This is a genomic window from Parapusillimonas granuli (assembly GCF_013416525.1).
GTDB classification, from domain to species: domain Bacteria; phylum Pseudomonadota; class Gammaproteobacteria; order Burkholderiales; family Burkholderiaceae_B; genus Parapusillimonas; species Parapusillimonas granuli.
The window spans coordinates 188,524-205,316 of record NZ_JACCEM010000001.1; the positions used below are offsets into that span (position 1 = coordinate 188,524).

Consider the following 16,793-nt stretch of genomic DNA (forward strand, 5'->3'; position numbering starts at 1 on the left):
GGCCTTGCGGCGTTAACGGGGGCTAGAGTTCCAGGTCCGGTATAGGGCTGAAATAGCGCGCGATGTTGATGCCCAGGGCGATCAGCGCGCAAAGACTGCCCGCCGCAATGGCCAGCACCGGCCCGTGCTGATGGCTGAGGTTGAATGATACCGCCACCAGGGCCGTGCCGAAGCTCTGGCCGAATACGCGCGTGGTCGCCTGCAGGCCGCCGGCCGCCCCGCTGCGCCGGCGCGGGGCGCCGGCAAGCAGGGCGCGGTTGTTCGGCGTCTGGAAGAAGCCGAAGCCGACGCCGGCCACCAGCATGCCCAGGACCAGCCACAGGAAATCGGGCCCCATGGGCAGCACGATGAGGGACAGCATGCCCAGCGCCATGCTCAAGGCCCCGATCCCGCACAGCACCGCCACGGGATACCGGCCCGACAGATACCCCGCCAGAGGCGCCATGGCGGCGCCGCCGATGGACCAGGCGCCCAGCAGCAGCCCGACGTCGGCGTAGGAATAGTCGAGGACGTGGCGGAAATAGAAAGGCAGGGCGACGAAGGCGGACATCTGCGCGGCGAACGAAAAGCCGGACGCCGCCACGGCGAACGCCAGCGGCTTGATGCGCAAAAGGTCTATGGGCACCAGGGGCGCGGCCTGGTCGCGCGAGCGGCGCACCAGGGCCCAGCCGGCCAGCCCGGCCAGCACGAAGCACAATGCGGCCAGCGCGGGGTTCTTGACCAGCGCGTCCAGCCCCAGGATGGACAGGCCGAAGAAAGGCGCGCTCAGGGCGCAAGCCATCCAGTCGAACCGGCCGCTGTTGCGGGGGACGTCCGGGAGGAAGCGCAGGCCGAAGAAGATCAGCATGCCCACCGGGATGGTGATCAGGAATATCCATTGCCAGGACCCGACCTCCAGGATGAAGGCCCCGAGCGTCGGCCCGAGTACCGCCATCAGGCCGACGGTGGCCGCGTTCAGGCTCAGCCCCAGGCCCAGCTTGCGGTTCGGATAGATGTTGCGCACCAGCCCGCCGAACAGACACATGATCATCGACGAGCCGAAGCCCTGGCCGATGCGCGCGAGCGTGATCTGCCAGAAGGTGCCCGACAGCGCGGCCGCCACCGACATGACGATGAACAGCGCCACCCCCAGCCCCAGCATGCGCCGAAAGCCCATGCGCTCGGCGACCGCCGACAGCGGCAGGATGGACGACACCACGGTGAGGTTGTAGGCGATGGCGACCAGCACGACATCGCCCGGGTTGATGTCCAGGTCGCGGGCGATGGCGGGCAGCGCCACGTTCGCCATGCTGGAATCGAGGACGGAAACGGTGATCGTCAGCAACAGGACCGCGGTGGCCCAGTACATGCGGGGCGGTTCGAGCCCATCGGGTATGGCTGACGATTTGCCTCGCGCTGCTTCCGCACTATTGCTCATGCCTGCGATTTCTTGACGGGCCGCTTCCAGGATTCTATGGTTTTCTGGCTGCTGCGGGAAAGCGTGAGCCGGTTGGCCGGCGCATCCCGCGTCAGGGTCGTGCCGGCGCCCAGGGTGGCGCCTTTGCCGACCCGCACCGGAGCCACGAGCTGGGAGTCCGACCCGATGAAGGCGTCGTCCTCGATCACGGTCTGGTGCTTGTTGACGCCGTCGTAGTTGCAGGTGATGGTGCCGGCGCCGATGTTCACGCGGGCGCCGACCTGCGCGTCGCCGATATAGGCCAGGTGGTTGGCCTTGGAGCCGGGGCCCAGTACGCTTTTCTTGATTTCGACGAAATTGCCGACGTGCGCCTCGCCGCCGATGTCCGCGCCCGGACGCAGGCGGGCGTAGGGCCCGATGCGGGCGTCGTTCGCCACCTGCGCCTCCTGGATGTGGCTGTAGGCTTCGATCTGGGTATTGGGCCCGATGACGGCGTCGCGGATCACGCAATGCGGCCCGACGCGCACGCCGTCGGCGAGTTCGACCCTGCCTTCGAAGACGCAGCCGACGTCGATGAAGACGTCGCGCCCGCAGGACAGCGTGCCGCGCAGATCGAAGCGGGCCGGATCCGCCAGGGCCACGCCCTGTTCCAGCAGCAGCCGGGCCTGCCGCGCCTGCCAGTGGCGTTCCAGTTGGGCCTGCTGCAAACGACTGTTGACGCCCAGCGTTTCCCAGGATGCCGACGGATGGGCCGCATGGACGGGCAGCCCATCGGCGACGCACAGCCCGATGGCGTCGGTGAGATAGTATTCGCCCTGGGCGTTGTCGTTGCCGATGCGGCCCAGCCAGGCCTTCAGCCGGACCGTGGGCGCGACCAGGATGCCGGTGTTGACTTCGGTGATGGCCTGCTCAGCCGCCCCGGCATCCTTGTGCTCGACGATGCGCTGGATTTCGCCGCGCTCGTTGCGCACGATGCGGCCGTAGCCCGACGGGTCGTCGAGGCGTTCGGTAAGAATCGCCATGCCGTCTGCGCGCGCGTCCAGCAGGCGCTGCAGCGTATCGGCCTGCACGAGCGGCACGTCGCCATACAGCACCAGCGTGGCGCTGCCGGGCGTGCCGTCGTCCAGCAACAGGGGCGCGGCCTGCCGGACCGCATGGCCGGTGCCCTGCTGGGGGTTTTGCAGGGCGAACTCCAGGCCGGGCTGGCCCTGGAAGGCGGCCTCGACCTGGTCGGCCCCATGCCCGACCACGACGATGATGCGCGCCGGGTTCAGCTTGCGGGCATTGTCCAGCACATGCGCCAGCATGGGCTTCCCGGCGATGGGATGCAGGACCTTGGGCAGATTGGACTGCATGCGCTTGCCCAGGCCCGCGGCCAGAATGACGATATTCAGCATAAATGGTTTCTTGTCCGGCTTTTTACTTGGATGGCCCCGAGCCGCGGCGCTTGCCGGCCGCGGCCTTGGCTTGCGAGCCCGTCGCGTCGCCGGCCTTGGCGGCGGAACGCGTGGCGCGCTTGGCCGCCGGCGGCGCCTTGGATTCGCCCGCCATGCCTTGCTGGGCCGCCGCGCGCATCGCCTCGGCCCCTTGCAGGGTTGCGCTGGTGGCGGTCGCCAGGGCGTCGAACTGCTGCTGCAGCATGTCCCACCAGCCCTGGGCCGCGGCGGTTGCCTGGGCCGCATAGGAATCCGCCCCTTCGGCCTGCGACACGGCCGCCTGGCCGGCGGCGGGCGCGGCGGCAGCGGCGGCGGCCGCCATGCCGGCGCCCGCGCCCGACACGAAGGACTTGAGCGTGGCGATGGTGGCCCGCTGCACTTCCAGGCCCTGGATGGTGCTGGACAGCATGGACAGGTTCATGCGCAGCCAGTTTTCCACGGCCCGCAGATCGCTGATGCGCCGGTCGAATTCCTCCAGGGACATGGAAGGCGTGATCTTGGCGGCGTCGAAGCCGCCCGCGCCGGCCAGCCCTTCCCAGGCCTGCCGCATCATTTCCATGCTGGCCATGAGCGGATTCTGTGAGAGGTCGCCGCTTTGGCCGAAACCGGGCAGCACGAAGGGATTATGTGATTGAGTCGCCATGTGTCGTCCTTTTTATGAAATGCGGCCTTCCTGCATGCGCCGTTCCAGGCCTTCGAGTATGACCAGTTCCGCCTCGCGCGTGAACTCCCCCGCTTCCACCATGGACCACAGGTCGTCCAGCGGAACGAGCCGGATTTCGCTGACTTCGCCGTCGAGGTTGCGGGGCGCGACCGTTTCGGCAAGCACGACGTCGCTCACCAGCACGTCTTCGACCTGATAGCCTTCGGGCAGGCGCCTGTGCATGCGCAGGATGGTGCGCAGCGGGGTGCGCGAGCCGATGTCGGTGGGCTCCAGCCCGGCCTCCTCGTTGCTTTCACGCAACAGCGAGGCATCAAGGTTTTCCCCTGCCCCGGCCAGCCCGCCGACCAGGGTGTCCCACATGCCGGGGTCGGTGGATTTGGTCAGCGAGCGCCTTGCCACCCAGAGCCCGCCGTCGGGCGACCAGGCGTTGAGGTGAACGGCCTTGGTCAGCAGGCCCAGCGGCCGCACGGCGGCGCGTTCGATCACCGACAGCCGTTTGCCTTCGCCGTAGACGTCCAGGAGTTCGTCGCGCCAGCCGCGCAGGCAGCCGGCGTCGCGCAGCGCGAGCGCCAGCCGCTCGAAGACACGGGGCAAGGACATGCGCTGCTGGGGAAAAGCGGTGACGTGCACGGCTTCGTCTTCGATGTGGATGCCGGGCAGGCCGTCGGCGTGGCGGGTGGCCGTTTGCGTGATCCAGCCCGCGACCCGCCCCGATACCGTCAGTGGCCGCGACCCGGTGGGCGGCAATTGCTGGATGTGTTTCGCAAGCTGGTTCTTGCGCCTGGACAGCCGAGGCGCGAGCGCGGAAGCAAGGGCGTCTTTCATGCCGACAATTGTAGTGCAAAGCCCGCCGGCCCCGGATGCGGAATTGGAGAAAGGAAAAGGAGTAGCGCCAATGGCGCCATGGGCATTAAACCCACGGTCAGCTCTTGTTCGCTATAATTCCGCGGGACACTATAGTAAATGAGCAGGCAGTCCCACGCGTTAACATTTTAAGCCTGCCTCCCAATAATTTTGTGCCCGCCCAACGTTATTTCGCCATGGTTGTTTGACGATAATCAACGTTTGGTGACTGGGCAACGCATTTAGAGGTCAGCATGAAGAAGGTGAGAGGGATTCTGGGTACCGGCGCCCTGCTGTTCGCAGGCGCGGCAAGTGCCCAGGTGAAGGATATGCCAGGGGGCCCACGGGTCAACCAACTCAATCTTACAGAGGGGGTGACCAAGATCGCGCAGGACATCATGTGGATACACTGGATGATGCTCATTATCTGTGCGGTCATTTTCGTCGGCGTGTTCGGGGTGATGTTCTACTCCATTCTCATGCACCGGAAATCGCGCGGCGCGGTCGCCGCCAAGTTCCACGAGCACGTCGGCGTGGAAATCGCCTGGACCGTCATCCCCTTCCTCATCGTCATCGGCATGGCCCTGCCCGCAACCCGCACCGTCGTGGCCATGAAAGACACCTCCAGCTCCGACCTGACCGTCAAGGTCACCGGCTACCAATGGAAATGGGGCTACGAATACATCGACGGCCCCGCGCAGGGCGTCAAGTTCCTCTCCAATCTGGCCACCCCCCGCGAACAAGTCACCGGCCAGGCACCGCGCTCCGACCTCTACCTCATGGAAGTCGACAAGCCGCTGGTGGTGCCCGTCAATAAAAAAGTGCGCATCGTCCTGACCGCCAACGACGTCATCCACTCCTGGATGGTGCCCGACTTCGGCGTCAAGCAGGACGCCATGCCCGGCTTCCTGCGCGACACCTGGTTCCGCGCCGAAAAGATCGGAACCTACCGCGGCCAGTGCGCCGAGCTCTGTGGCAAGGACCACGCCTTCATGCCCATCGTGGTCGACGTCGTCTCGCAGGAAGACTACGACAAGTGGGCGGCCGACCAGAAGAAAGCGCTGGCCGCCGCGGCCGACGACCCCAACAAGGAATGGACCAAGGACGAGCTCTTCGCACGCGGCGAAAAGGTGTATGCTGCCAATTGCGTGGCCTGCCACCAGGCCAACGGCAAGGGCCTGCCCAATACCTTCCCTGCCCTGGACGGCAGCGACAAGTATGTCCTGGGCCCCAAGAAAGACCAGATTCTCACCGTGCTCAACGGCCACCCGGGCACCGCGATGGCGGCTTTCCGCGATCAGCTGAACGATGTCGAGATCGCAGCGGTCATCACCTATACCCGCAATGCCTGGAGCAACGCCGGCAAGGGCCAGGATCCGGTCGTTCAACCCGCTGACGTCAAAGCACTGCGCTGATACCCACGAAAAGCGCAAGTCAACCCACTAAGTGTTTTTCCGGGCTGCCTGCCAGGCAGTCCGGTCGAGTAGGAAGGAGTCCATCATGAGCAGTGTTACTGCCGACCACGTCCCTGCCAGTCACGGGCACGAACACCACGATCACAAGCCGCACGGCTGGCGCCGCTGGCTATTCGCCACCAACCATAAAGATATCGGTACCATGTACCTGATATTTTCCTTCTGCATGCTGCTCGAAGGCGGTGTGCTGGCGCTGCTGATCCGCACCGAACTGTTTTCGCCGGGCTTGCAGTTCTTCCAGCCCGAGCTGTTCAACCAGTTCACCACCATGCACGGGCTCATCATGATCTTCGGCGCGATCATGCCGGCTTTCGTGGGCTTCGCCAACTGGATGATCCCGCTGCAGATCGGCGCATCCGACATGGCCTTCGCGCGCATGAACAACTTCAGCTTCTGGCTGCTGCCCATCGGCGCCATCCTGTTCACGGTCTCGTTCTTCGTGCCCGGCGGCGCCAACGCCGCGGGCTGGACCATGTACGCGCCGCTGTCGCTGCAAATGGGCCCGGGCATGGACTTCAACATCTTCGCGGTGCACATCCTGGGCGCGTCGTCCATCATGGGGGCCATCAACATCATCGTGACGGTGCTGAACATGCGCGCCCCCGGCATGACGCTGATGAAAATGCCGCTGTTCTGCTGGACCTGGCTGATCACCGCCTACCTGCTGCTGGCCATCATGCCGGTCCTGGCGGCGGCGGTCACCATGCTGCTCACCGACCGCCACTTCGGCACCAGCTTCTTCAATGCAGCCGCCGGCGGCGACCCGGTCCTGTACCAGCACGTGTTCTGGTTCTTCGGCCACCCCGAAGTCTACGTGATGATCCTCCCGGCCTTCGGTATCATCTCGGCCGTGGTGCCCGCCTTCTCGCGCAAGCAGCTGTTCGGCTATGCATCGATGGTCTACGCCACCGCCGCCATCGCCATTCTTTCCTTCCTGGTCTGGGCGCACCACATGTTCGCCACGGGCATGCCCGTCACCGGGCAGCTGTACTTCATGTACGCCACCATGCTGATCTCCATCCCCACCGGCGTGAAGGTCTTCAACTGGGTGGCCACCATGTGGCGCGGTTCCCTGACCTTCGAAACCCCCATGCTGTTCGCCATCGGCTTCATCTTCGTGTTCACGATAGGCGGCTTCACCGGCCTGATCCTGGCCGTGGCTCCCATCGACATCGCCGTCCATGACACCTACTACGTGATCGCCCACTTCCACTACGTGATGGTGGCGGGCTCGCTGTTCGGCATGTACGCGGGCGCCTACTACTGGCTGCCCAAATGGACGGGCCGCATGTACGACGAAAAGCTGGGCAAGTGGCACTTCTGGACCAGCATCATCTCGTTCAACATCACCTTCTTCCCCATGCACTTCCTGGGCCTGGCCGGCATGCCGCGCCGCTATGCCGACTATGCCGCGCAGTTCACCGACTTCAACGAAATCGCCAGTATCGGCGCCTTCGTCTTCGGGTTCTCGCAGCTGATCTTCCTGTACCTGGCCCTCAAGGCCTGGAACGGACGCGGCGAACCGGCCCCGGCCAAGCCCTGGGAAGGCGCCACCGGCCTCGAATGGACGGTTCCGTCGCCCGCGCCCTTCCATACGTTCGTCGAACCCCCCGTTGTCAAGTAAGCAGCAAGGCGGAACCCAAATGACCCCCGAGCAACGCCGCAAGAACCGCAACACCGCCCTGGCGCTCGTCATCGCCGTCATCGCGGTGATCGCCTGGGCATTCTGGCGCGCCGGGGCGCTTGGGGGCTGACCCATGACGAAAGACATCCAGGAACTCGCCAACCGCAAGCTGAATTTTTTCCAGACCATGAAGGCCGTTGCGTGGGGGTTCTTTGGCGTGCGCAAGGGCCGGGGCTACACGGAAGACATCTCCAGCCTCAATCCGGTCCACCTGATCATCGCCGGCGTCATCGCCGCGATCGTGTTCGTGGCGGGGCTGGTGCTGGTCGCCCGCGGGCTGGTTGGCTATTTGACCTAATTATTACTAATTCGATAAATCGATAAATCGCAGGAGAACACCATGAGTGCAAGTCACGTAGCTCAGGGTAAAGAGGCACCCTACTATTACGTGCCCGCCGACTCGGTACACCCGGTACGCGCCAGCGCGTCCCTGTTGATCACGCTGCTGGGCGCGGCGCTGTGGATCAATTCCTACACCGTCGGGTTCTACATGTTCCTGGTCGGCATACTCGGCCTGTTCGTCGTGCTGTACGGCTGGTTCGGCGATGCCATACGCGAATCGGAAGCCGGCATCAACAGCCAGCGCGTCGACCACTCCTACCGCTGGAGCATGGCTTGGTTCATTTTCTCGGAAGTCATGTTCTTCAGCGCCTTCTTCGGCTCGCTGTGGTATGCCCGCGAAATCACCACGCCCATGCTCAGCAACCTCGAGCACCAGACCCTGCTGTGGCCGAACTTCAGCGGCACCTGGCCCAACTTCGGGCCGGCCGGCGTCGTGCCCGAATTCAAGACCGTCGGCCCCTTCTGGCTGCCCACGATCAACACCGCCCTGCTGCTGAGCTCCGGCCTGACCCTGACCATCTCGCACCATGCCCTGCGCGCCAACCAGCGCGGCAAGGCCATATTCTGGCTGGCCGCGACCGTCATCCTGGGCTTCGCCTTCGTGGGCTGCCAGGCCTACGAATACATGCACGCCTACCAGGACCTGAACCTGCGCTTCGATTCGGGCGCATACGGCGCGCTGTTCTACATGCTCACCGGCTTCCACGGCTTTCACGTGATTCTGGGCGCCACTTTCCTTACGGTGATCCTGTTCCGCCTCATGAAAGGCCACTTCACCTCCACCCACCACTTCGGCTTCGAAGGCGCCGCATGGTACTGGCACTTCGTCGACGTGGTGTGGCTCGGCCTGTATCTGTTCGTATACTGGTTCTGACCTTCCCGCAAGCCCGCCGAAAAAGCGCTCCCTGCAAGGGGGGCTTGCCGCCCCCTGACGGGGGCGATTTTTTGCTTACCGGGCGATAATGCCGGTGCTTTGTATCCAGCCCATGTGGTGCGCGAACAGCACGAACAGAAACAGGGCGATGGACAAGCCGATACGCACAGTCAATGCATTGACCGTCCGGTTGGTGCCGCCTTTGTCGCGCATCAGGTAAACGAGGGCGGAGGCCAGGCTACCGATGATACCCAAGAAAGCCAGGATAACGACTATACGCATGAAAGCCTCCGTTCAAACCTAAATTATTGCAGACATGGCACGCCCGCACACCTCTTATCGCACGTTTACCGCCCTGATACTCATGGCGCTGCTGGCGGTCGTGTTCGGGCGGCTCGGCTACTGGCAGCTGGACCGCGCCTCGGAGCGCGACGCCCTGAAACAGGCGATGGACGCCGGGCGGGCGCAGCCCCCGCTCGAACTGCGGGCGGGCACGCCCGCGGCCGCGCTGCGGCCCTGGCGCCCGGCCCAGGCCACGGGCGCCTGGCGGCATGAGCTCACCGTGCTGCTGGAAAACCGGAACTTCCAGGGCCGGCCCGGCTACTGGGTGGCCACACCGCTGCTGCTGGCCGGGCCGCCGCCGCAGGCCGCGGTGCTGGTCCTGCGGGGCTGGCTGCCGCGCCCGATGCGCCCCGGCGAAAGCCTGGCGCCCATCCCCGCCCCGCCGGACACACAGACGATACGGGGCGAACTTCTCGACAGGGTGCCCCGCCTGTTCGAGCTTTGGTCGTGGTCGGATCACGCCACCCGTCTGCCGGCGCGGCTGCCCGACCCGGGCGCGCCCTTGCCCAGGCTGCAGAACCTGGACCTGGCCGACTACGCCGCCGCCACGGGCCTGGCCCTGCTGCCCGCCGTGCTGGCCCAGACCGAACCCGCCGCCGGCGCGGAAGCGGCGGCCGACCCGCTGCGGCGCGAATGGCCCGACCCGCTACTGGATTCCGACAAGAATCGGGGATACGCTTTACAGTGGTTCGGTTTCATGACCATCGCCATCGTCGTCTGCATCGCGCTGGCCTGGAATCTGTTGCGCCGCCGCCCGCGGCAGACCCGCAAGTAAACAAGGAAGCATATTTTGCCTAGCCACACCTCTCCTTCACCCGGCCCGAACGCCCGTCCGCGCTCCACATGGCCGCTGTACCTGATCCTGGCCCTGTGCCTGGCGCCCGTCGTCTTCGCCGTTCTGGCCTATTACGTCCCGTCGCTCGGCCTGCGGCCCGAAGGCACCAGCAATTATGGGGCCCTGGTGGAGCCCCAGCGGCCCATGCCGCCGGCCGAAGCGCTGCCGCTCGCCACGCTGGACGGCTCGCCCTTCGACCTGGCGTCGCTGCGCGGGCATTGGCTGCTGGTCAGCGCCGACAGCGGCGCCTGCCCGGAATCCTGCGTCAAGAAACTGTTCATCCTGCGCAACTCGCACGCCAGCCAGGGCAAGAACGTGGAGCGCCTGGCGCGCGTCTGGTTCATCACCGACGACGCCCCGGTGCCCGCGCAAGTGCTGGAGGCCTACAAAGGCACCCACATGCTGCGGGTCGATCCCGCCAAGCTCGCGGCGTTCCTGGCGCCCGACGCGGCGCCGGGCCAGCTCGAGGCCGCACTGCAGGCCCCGATGTGGATCATCGACCCGCTAGGGAATCTGATGCTGCGGTTTCCCGCCGACGCGGATCCCATCTCGGTGCGCGACGACATCACGAAACTGCTCAAGAACTCGCGCATCGGGTAGGCCTCATGATCGATCGAATCCGCAACCGCTACAGAAAGCTGGTGTTCGCCACCTGGTTCCTGACTCTGGACCTGATCATGTTCGGGGCTTTCGTCCGCTTGACGGATTCGGGGCTGGGCTGCCCCGATTGGCCGGGCTGCTACGGGAAGATCACCCCCATCGGCGCCAGCGGCCACATCGAGCAGGCGCTCCAGGAAATGCCCTACGGCGCGGTCAGCTTTTCCAAGGCCTGGATAGAAATGATCCACCGCTACGTCGGCTCCATCCTGGGCATGATGATCATCGGCATCGTGTATTTTGCCTGGCGCTACCGGCGCGAGCTGGGCCACAGCCCGCGCCTGGCCATCGCGACCCTCGTTGCGGTGTGCGTGCAGGGCGCCTTCGGCGCCTGGACGGTCACGCATCAGCTGATGCCCATCGTGGTGACGGCCCATCTGCTGGGCGGCATGCTGCTGCTGGCGCTCATGACCTGGCTCGCCGCGCGCGAAAAGCTGCATCCGCCCCTGCTGCCCGATGCGCGGCGCCGGCTGGGCTGGACGGCGGCCGGTGTTGCGCTGCTTTTCATGCAGATCGCCCTGGGCGGGTGGGTCAGCACCAATTACGCCGCCCTGGCCTGCATGGATTTCCCCTTGTGCCATGGCGAGCTGGCGCCCGAAATGGATTTCCAGGGCGGCTTTTCGCTGCTGCGGGGGCTGGGCGTGCTGCCTTCGGGCGAAATGATCTCGCAGCATGCGCTTACCGCCATCCATTGGGTGCACCGCAATTTCGCCTTCGTGGTCTTCGCCTATCTGGGCGTGCTGGCCTGGAAGATGCGGGCCGACCCGGGCCTGCGCGGCCCCGCCCAGCTGGTGCTGGCCTTGTTGCTGGCCCAGCTGCTCACCGGCCTGACCACCATTTTCTTCCAGTGGCCGCTGCTCATCGCCGTGCTGCACAACGGCGGCGCGGCGGGGCTGGTGCTGGCGAGCGTCACCCTGCTGGTGCGCCTTTCCAATGACGATAACGCTAGAATAGTGCCATGACTACCGCATCCGCCCCCTCGCAAACCCTGTTCCGGCAGTACCTGGTCCTGACCAAGCCGCGCGTCACGCAGCTGGCGGTGTTCTGCGCCGTGATCGGCATGTTTCTTGCCAGTCCGGGCCTGCCCGACCTGGGCACCGTGGTGGCGGCCACCGTGGGCATCTGGCTGCTGGCGGCGGCGGCGTTCGCGGTGAATTGCCTGATCGAACACGAAATCGACGCCCGCATGCTGCGCACGGCCCGCCGCGCCACCGCCCGCGGCACCATCAGCAATACCCAGGTCATCCTGTTTTCCGGCATGCTGGGCGGCCTGGGCATGCTGGTGCTGTATCACCTGGTCAACCCGCTTACCATGTGGCTGACTTTCGCCACCTTCGTCGGCTATGCCATCATCTACACCATGGTGCTCAAGCCGCTCACGCCGCAGAACATCGTGATCGGCGGGCTGTCGGGCGCGATGCCGCCCGCCCTGGGCTGGGCCGCCGTGGCCAACGCCGTCCCGGCCGAAGCCTGGATCCTGGTGCTGATCATTTTCATCTGGACGCCGCCCCACTTCTGGGCGCTCGCCCTGTACCGCAACAACGACTACGCCAAGTCCGGCCTGCCCATGCTGCCCGTGACCCATGGCAAGCAGTTCACCCGCCTGCACATTCTCTTGTACAGCCTAGTGCTGTTCGCGACCACGCTGCTGCCGTTCAGCATCCGCATGAGCGGCCCGCTGTACCTGGCTTGCGCCGTCGTGCTCAGCGGCTTGTTCGTGATCAACGCATGGAAGCTCTATAAAGAGTATTCTGATGAACAGTCTCGAAAGCTGTTCCGCTATTCGATCCTGTATCTGGCCCTGCTGTTCGCAGCCCTGCTGCTCGACCATTGGGTCGGCCTGATTTGATGCCTCCATCCGGATATCTTATGTTTGCTTTTTCCACCAAGCGCCGCGCCCTCGTCGGGCTGGCGGCCGCCACCGCCCTGGCCCCCGTCCTTTCCGCCTGCGGCAAGAAAGAAGTGTCCTTCCTCGGGTCCGACATCACCGGCACCAAGCTGGGCCGCGAAATGGCCGTGAAGGACGCCAGCGGCGCGGTCCGCACGCTGGCCGACTACAAGGGCAAGGTCTGCGTGGTCTTCTTCGGCTATACCCAGTGCCCCGACATCTGCCCGACGTCGATGGCGGAACTGTCCCAAGTCATGGAACTGCTGGGCAAGGACGCCGACAAGGTCCAGGTGCTGATGATCAGCGTCGACCCGGACCGCGACACGCCCGAAATCCTTTCGGCCTATGTCCAGGCCTTCCACCCCAGCTTCATCGGCCTGACCGGCACGCCCGAACAGGTCGCCACCACGGCCAAGTCGTTCAAAGCCTTCTATGCCAAGGCCGCCGGCCCGACCCCCGGGCAATACACCATGGACCACGCCTCGTCCTTCTATATCATCGACAAGCAGGGTGAAGCGCGCGTGCTGGTGTCGGGCAAGGCCGGCGCCGAAGACATCGCCAGCGACATCCGCCAGCTGCTGTAGCACGCCGGCCGCTCGAACTCAGGATTGCCCCGGCAGGCCTTGCGGGCCGATCGGGAAACCCAGGTCGGGCAGCGGCTCGTGCTGCCGTTCGCCCGCCTGGAATTCGCGCCACACCTGCAGGGCCCGGCGCCGCTGCGCCACCACCGCCTCGATTCTTTCCCTGAGCGCGGCATCGCGGTCCAGCAGCTTCCTGAAGTCGCTTTCATGCAGCATCAGCAGGCGGCTATAGCCCAGTGAGCGGACGTCGGCCTCGAACGCCTCGCCGCCCATCAAGGCCATTTCCCCGAAGATCTCGCCCGTGCCCAGCTCCACGCTCGTACCGTCGGGCAGCTGCACGACGACCGCGCCCGATGCCACCACGTACATGGCGCGGCTGCGCCCGAAGCGCATGCGTATGTGCTGGTTCGGGACGGCCAGGCGCGGCTTGAGCACCTTGCAGATGGCCGCCCGCGCGCCGGGGTCCAGGCCTTCGAACATGGGCACTCTTTGGATGAGATCGCTCGCGCTCATGGAGATGTCCAGCGCGGGCGGCTTCTTGACGTGGCTCCAGCGGTATTCGGCCTGCTTGATCAGGTCGGCGTACATTTCGCCGGTGATCAGGAACTGGGCCAGCATGTCGCGGTAGCGCAGGCGCTCCAGGGCGCGCGCCATGCGCCCCAGGTAGGATTCCTGCAGCCACTGCGCGAACAGGGGGTATTGCAGCGCCATGGCCTGCAGCGCGTTGTTCAGCAGCGCCAGCCGGTGCCGGTGCGCTTCGATGATCACGTCGGTGGCGTCCTTGCCGAGCAAGGGCTGCAGATCGGTTTCCGCGAACTTGATGAGCTCCTGCGCGACGCCGCGCTTGGCCATCAGGTTGGTGAAGCGCTTGGCCAGCTCCACCGCCAGCCAGCCCTGGAAGCCGAACAGGTAGTGCAGGCGCAGCGCCATCCGGAAGCCGAAGGAATACCTGAGGTCGGCGCTGATCGCTGCCTCGAAGCCCTTGAGCCCGCCCGCGCGGACGGCGTCGCTCATGCGTTCGGCCCGTGCCAGCAGCGATTCGGCGGCGCGCCAGTCCACGACCTGCGCCTTCAAGGTGTCGAAGAAGAGTTTTTCTTCACGCGCCGCGATCGTCGCCAGGCCGATGGACACTTTCTGGTCCAGGGAAAGCGTGGCCAGCTCCCCGCCGTCCAGGCTGGCCTGCGTGGCGTCGAACACGGCCAGCACCCGTTCGCGCGCCTCGCTGCCGATGTGCTCGCTGCCGGCGATGTCCTGGGTCTGGTCGCGCAGGTCGTCCAGGGCGACGATGACGGCCTGGTTGCGCAGGCTGCGCTCGAAGGGCGTGAGCTCGTTCAAGCGCAAGCGGCGTATCAGCCAGCGCAGGCTGATGCCGTTGCAGAACAGGGTCACCAGCACGAAGCCCGTCGTGGCCACCGCGATGAACTGGCGTGCCTCGTAGGGCACGTTGTGCTGCTCGGTGACCGCCAGCGCAAGGGCCAGGGACACCGCCCCGCGCAAGCCGCCCCACCACATGACCACCCGATACGCGCGGCTGACTTTCGTGCCGAAGCGGGTCAGGCCCAGCAGCGGCAGGACGCCGAAGACCATGAGGCCGCGCGCCAGCAGCGTCACCGCGAACAGCAGGGCGATCAGCATGACTTGCGTCCAGGTGATGTCGGCCATCATCCGCGGGATCAGCATGGCCGCGAACACGAAGATCAGGGAGTTGGCCCAGAACCCGAATTGCGACCAGGCGCCCGCCAGCTGCTCGAACGTGGCCGGCGACATGCGGGTGCGGCCCGTGGAACCCACCACGAGGCCGGCGATCACGGTCGCCACGACGCCGGACACCCCGAAATAGTGCTCCGATACGTAGAAGGTCAGGTAGGCCAGCGCCACGGTCAAGGTGATTTCGGCCGTGGGCCAGCCGCGCAGCCAGATGAACAGGCCGCTTGCCAGGCGGCCCATCAGGAAGCCCGCGACGCCGCCGCCCAGGAAGCTGAAGGTGAAGCTGTAGAACAGTTTGCCGGCCGACAGTTCGCCGCCGCCGTACATGACGGTGAGCAGCACGGAATACAAGGCGATCGACGCCGCGTCATTGAACAGCGATTCGCCCTCGACCAGGGTCGTCAGCCGCTTGGGCGCGCCCACTTCCCGAAACACCCCCACCACCGCGATCGGATCGGTCGTCGCCACGATGGCGCCCAGCATCAGGCAGACCGTCAGGCCGTAGCCCGATGCGGCATCGAGCGAAAAACCCACGAACACCGTGCAGACGATCACGGCCACGATGGCCATCATCAGTATCGGCCCGATGTCGTCGAGCAACCGCCGCACGTTCAGGGACAAGGCCGTCTCGAAAAGCAGCACCGGCAGGAAAATGAAAAGAAAGGCCTCGGACGAGATCTCGAAATTCTGCAGGGAATCGAGAAAGTCGGACATGACCAGCGGCGCCCAGCTATGGACGTGGATGACCAGGCCGAGCACGAAGCCGACGATGGCCAGCAGGACGGAATGAGGCAGGCGCAAGCGGCCTGCGAGCGGAGGCATGAAAGACACCAGGGCCAGCAGACCGGCCAGCCCGAAAACGACATGCCCTATTTGCATGGATCGCTATTTCGCCGGTAGCACCGATTTGACAGGCCCTAGGATAGCGCGTTTTCGATAAAAAATGGGACACCTGCCGGTGTCCCATAAACATCCGCTTCAAAAGGGAGGGGAAGAGGAGAAGCCGAAGCGGATGGGATCAACGGCCCCCGCATCACTGTGCAAAGGCGTCGATCATGAGGTTTAGTCAGGCGCGATGTGAATAAGTTCTGTTCGCGCCCGCCCAAATTGCAACTTTTTACTTCAGCATTCAGTGCGCCAGGGCCAGGCGCAGTTTCTTGAAGGCGGCGGCTTCGATCTGCCGGACGCGCTCGGCGGACACGCCGAATTCGCCCGCCAGCTCGTGCAGCGTGGCGCCGCCGTCGTCGCGCAGCCAGCGCGCCTGGACGATGCGGCGCGAGCGGTCGTCCAGCCCCTCCAGGGCCTCGGCCAGGCCTTCGCCCTGCAGGGCGTCGTAGGCGCGGCGTTCCAGCACCTGCGAGGGCTCCTGCCGCCCTTCGTCGGAAAGATACGAGATGGGGGCGTAGCTGTTGTCGTCGTCGTCGGACGGGCTTTCCAGGGCCATTTCGCGGCCGGACATGCGCACTTCCATTTCGCTGACGTCTTCGGGGCGCACGTTCAGTTCGCGCGCAATGGTGTTGACCTGCTCGGTATCCAGGGTCTGGCCGTCGGGGCGCATGCGGCGCAGGTTGAAGAACAGCTTGCGCTGCGCCTTGGTGGTCGCCACTTTGACCAGGCGCCAGTTCCGCACGATGTATTCATGGATTTCGGCCTTGATCCAGTGCACGGCGAAAGAGACCAGACGCACGCCGCGGTCCGGGTCGAAGCGCTTGACGGCCTTCATGAGGCCGACGTTGCCTTCCTGGATGAGGTCGGCATGGGCCAGCCCGTAGCCCAGATACTGGCGGGAAATGGACACCACCAGCCGCAGGTGCGAGGTGATGAGCTGCCGGGCGGCGTCGAGGTCGGATTCGTCGCGCAGGCGCCTGCCCAATGCGGTTTCCTGCTCTTGCGTCAGCAAGGGCAGGCGATTGACGGCGCTGATGTAGGCTTCGATGGTGCCCAGCGCGCCGGGGTTGGAAATGGCGAGGGCCAACTGATTGTTGGACAAAGTCAGGGAATTCGAGCTTTGTGTCATCGGATTGGCGATCCTATCGGTATAACTGCGTTGTTCAAATGTTAGCACTCTA

16 protein-coding genes are annotated in these 16,793 nt (G+C 65.3%); 9 read left to right on the forward strand and 7 right to left on the reverse strand.

Annotated features, from left to right (window positions below):
- Positions 1-22: 22 nt before the first annotated feature.
- The 4 genes from H0A72_RS00960 to H0A72_RS00975 are packed head-to-tail and all read right to left on the reverse strand — an operon-like array spanning position 23 to position 4,321.
- Positions 23-1,417, reverse strand: a complete 1,395-nt coding sequence (locus H0A72_RS00960; RefSeq protein ID WP_180152977.1) for an MFS transporter — start codon at positions 1,415-1,417, stop codon at positions 23-25.
- Positions 1,414-2,793 (reverse strand): bifunctional UDP-N-acetylglucosamine diphosphorylase/glucosamine-1-phosphate N-acetyltransferase GlmU, encoded by a 1,380-nt coding sequence (gene glmU, locus H0A72_RS00965; RefSeq protein ID WP_180152978.1) that lies wholly within the window; start codon positions 2,791-2,793, stop codon positions 1,414-1,416. Before glmU ends, H0A72_RS00960 begins: the two co-directional genes overlap by 4 nt.
- Before the next feature lie 22 nt (positions 2,794-2,815).
- The gene (locus H0A72_RS00970; RefSeq protein ID WP_180152980.1) at positions 2,816-3,475 is read right to left on the reverse strand and encodes a PhaM family polyhydroxyalkanoate granule multifunctional regulatory protein; all 660 of its coding nucleotides are present in this window, start codon (positions 3,473-3,475) and stop codon (positions 2,816-2,818) included.
- A 12-nt stretch (positions 3,476-3,487) separates the two neighbouring features.
- Positions 3,488-4,321 (reverse strand): NUDIX hydrolase, encoded by an 834-nt coding sequence (locus H0A72_RS00975; protein ID WP_180152982.1) that lies wholly within the window; start codon positions 4,319-4,321, stop codon positions 3,488-3,490.
- Positions 4,322-4,593: 272 nt separating this feature from the next.
- On the opposite strand from H0A72_RS00975, the gene coxB reads away from it, so the two are divergent.
- The 4 genes from coxB to H0A72_RS00995 all read left to right on the forward strand — a co-directional run bounded on the left by coxB (position 4,594) and on the right by H0A72_RS00995 (position 8,714).
- The gene (gene coxB, locus H0A72_RS00980) at positions 4,594-5,754 is read left to right on the forward strand and encodes a cytochrome c oxidase subunit II (RefSeq protein WP_180152984.1); all 1,161 of its coding nucleotides are present in this window, start codon (positions 4,594-4,596) and stop codon (positions 5,752-5,754) included.
- An 85-nt stretch (positions 5,755-5,839) separates the two neighbouring features.
- Positions 5,840-7,438, forward strand: coding sequence for a cytochrome c oxidase subunit I (gene ctaD, locus H0A72_RS00985; protein ID WP_180152986.1), 1,599 nt, complete (start codon positions 5,840-5,842; stop codon positions 7,436-7,438).
- 133 nt (positions 7,439-7,571) lie between these two features.
- Positions 7,572-7,796, forward strand: a complete 225-nt coding sequence (locus H0A72_RS00990) for a DUF2970 domain-containing protein (protein WP_180152988.1) — start codon at positions 7,572-7,574, stop codon at positions 7,794-7,796.
- A 42-nt stretch (positions 7,797-7,838) separates the two neighbouring features.
- Positions 7,839-8,714 carry a cytochrome c oxidase subunit 3 gene (locus H0A72_RS00995; protein ID WP_180152990.1) on the forward strand — a complete coding sequence of 292 codons (876 nt, stop codon included), beginning with the start codon at positions 7,839-7,841 and terminating at the stop codon, positions 8,712-8,714.
- Positions 8,715-8,789: 75 nt separating this feature from the next.
- Here H0A72_RS00995 and H0A72_RS01000 read toward each other — a convergent pair whose 3' ends face one another.
- Entirely contained in the window at positions 8,790-8,996 is a 207-nt protein-coding gene (locus H0A72_RS01000) for a twin transmembrane helix small protein (RefSeq protein WP_180152992.1), read from the reverse strand.
- A gap of 34 nt (positions 8,997-9,030) precedes the next feature.
- On the opposite strand from H0A72_RS01000, the gene H0A72_RS01005 reads away from it, so the two are divergent.
- From H0A72_RS01005 to H0A72_RS01025, 5 genes are read left to right on the forward strand one after another with little or no spacing between them, the layout of a single operon-like run.
- A complete protein-coding gene (locus H0A72_RS01005; protein ID WP_180152994.1) occupies positions 9,031-9,831 on the forward strand; it encodes an SURF1 family protein in 801 nt (266 codons plus the stop codon).
- 15 nt (positions 9,832-9,846) lie between these two features.
- Positions 9,847-10,491 (forward strand): SCO family protein, encoded by a 645-nt coding sequence (locus tag H0A72_RS01010; protein WP_180152996.1) that lies wholly within the window; start codon positions 9,847-9,849, stop codon positions 10,489-10,491.
- 8 nt (positions 10,492-10,499) lie between these two features.
- Positions 10,500-11,510: a COX15/CtaA family protein gene (locus H0A72_RS01015; protein WP_180153517.1), complete on the forward strand. Its 1,011-nt coding sequence runs from the start codon at positions 10,500-10,502 to the stop codon at positions 11,508-11,510.
- Entirely contained in the window at positions 11,507-12,397 is an 891-nt protein-coding gene (gene cyoE, locus H0A72_RS01020) for a heme o synthase (RefSeq protein WP_180152998.1), read from the forward strand. The genes H0A72_RS01015 and cyoE overlap by 4 nt, the downstream gene beginning before the upstream one ends.
- Before the next feature lie 20 nt (positions 12,398-12,417).
- On the forward strand, positions 12,418-13,020 hold the full coding sequence (locus tag H0A72_RS01025) for an SCO family protein (RefSeq protein ID WP_180153000.1): 603 nt from the start codon (positions 12,418-12,420) through the stop codon (positions 13,018-13,020).
- 18 nt (positions 13,021-13,038) lie between these two features.
- On the opposite strand, the gene H0A72_RS01030 is transcribed toward H0A72_RS01025, so the two are convergent.
- Positions 13,039-15,603 carry a cation:proton antiporter gene (locus tag H0A72_RS01030; protein ID WP_180153002.1) on the reverse strand — a complete coding sequence of 855 codons (2,565 nt, stop codon included), beginning with the start codon at positions 15,601-15,603 and terminating at the stop codon, positions 13,039-13,041.
- A gap of 250 nt (positions 15,604-15,853) precedes the next feature.
- Positions 15,854-16,741 carry an RNA polymerase sigma factor RpoH gene (rpoH, locus tag H0A72_RS01035; protein WP_180153004.1) on the reverse strand — a complete coding sequence of 296 codons (888 nt, stop codon included), beginning with the start codon at positions 16,739-16,741 and terminating at the stop codon, positions 15,854-15,856.
- Between the last annotated feature and the right edge of the window lie 52 nt (positions 16,742-16,793).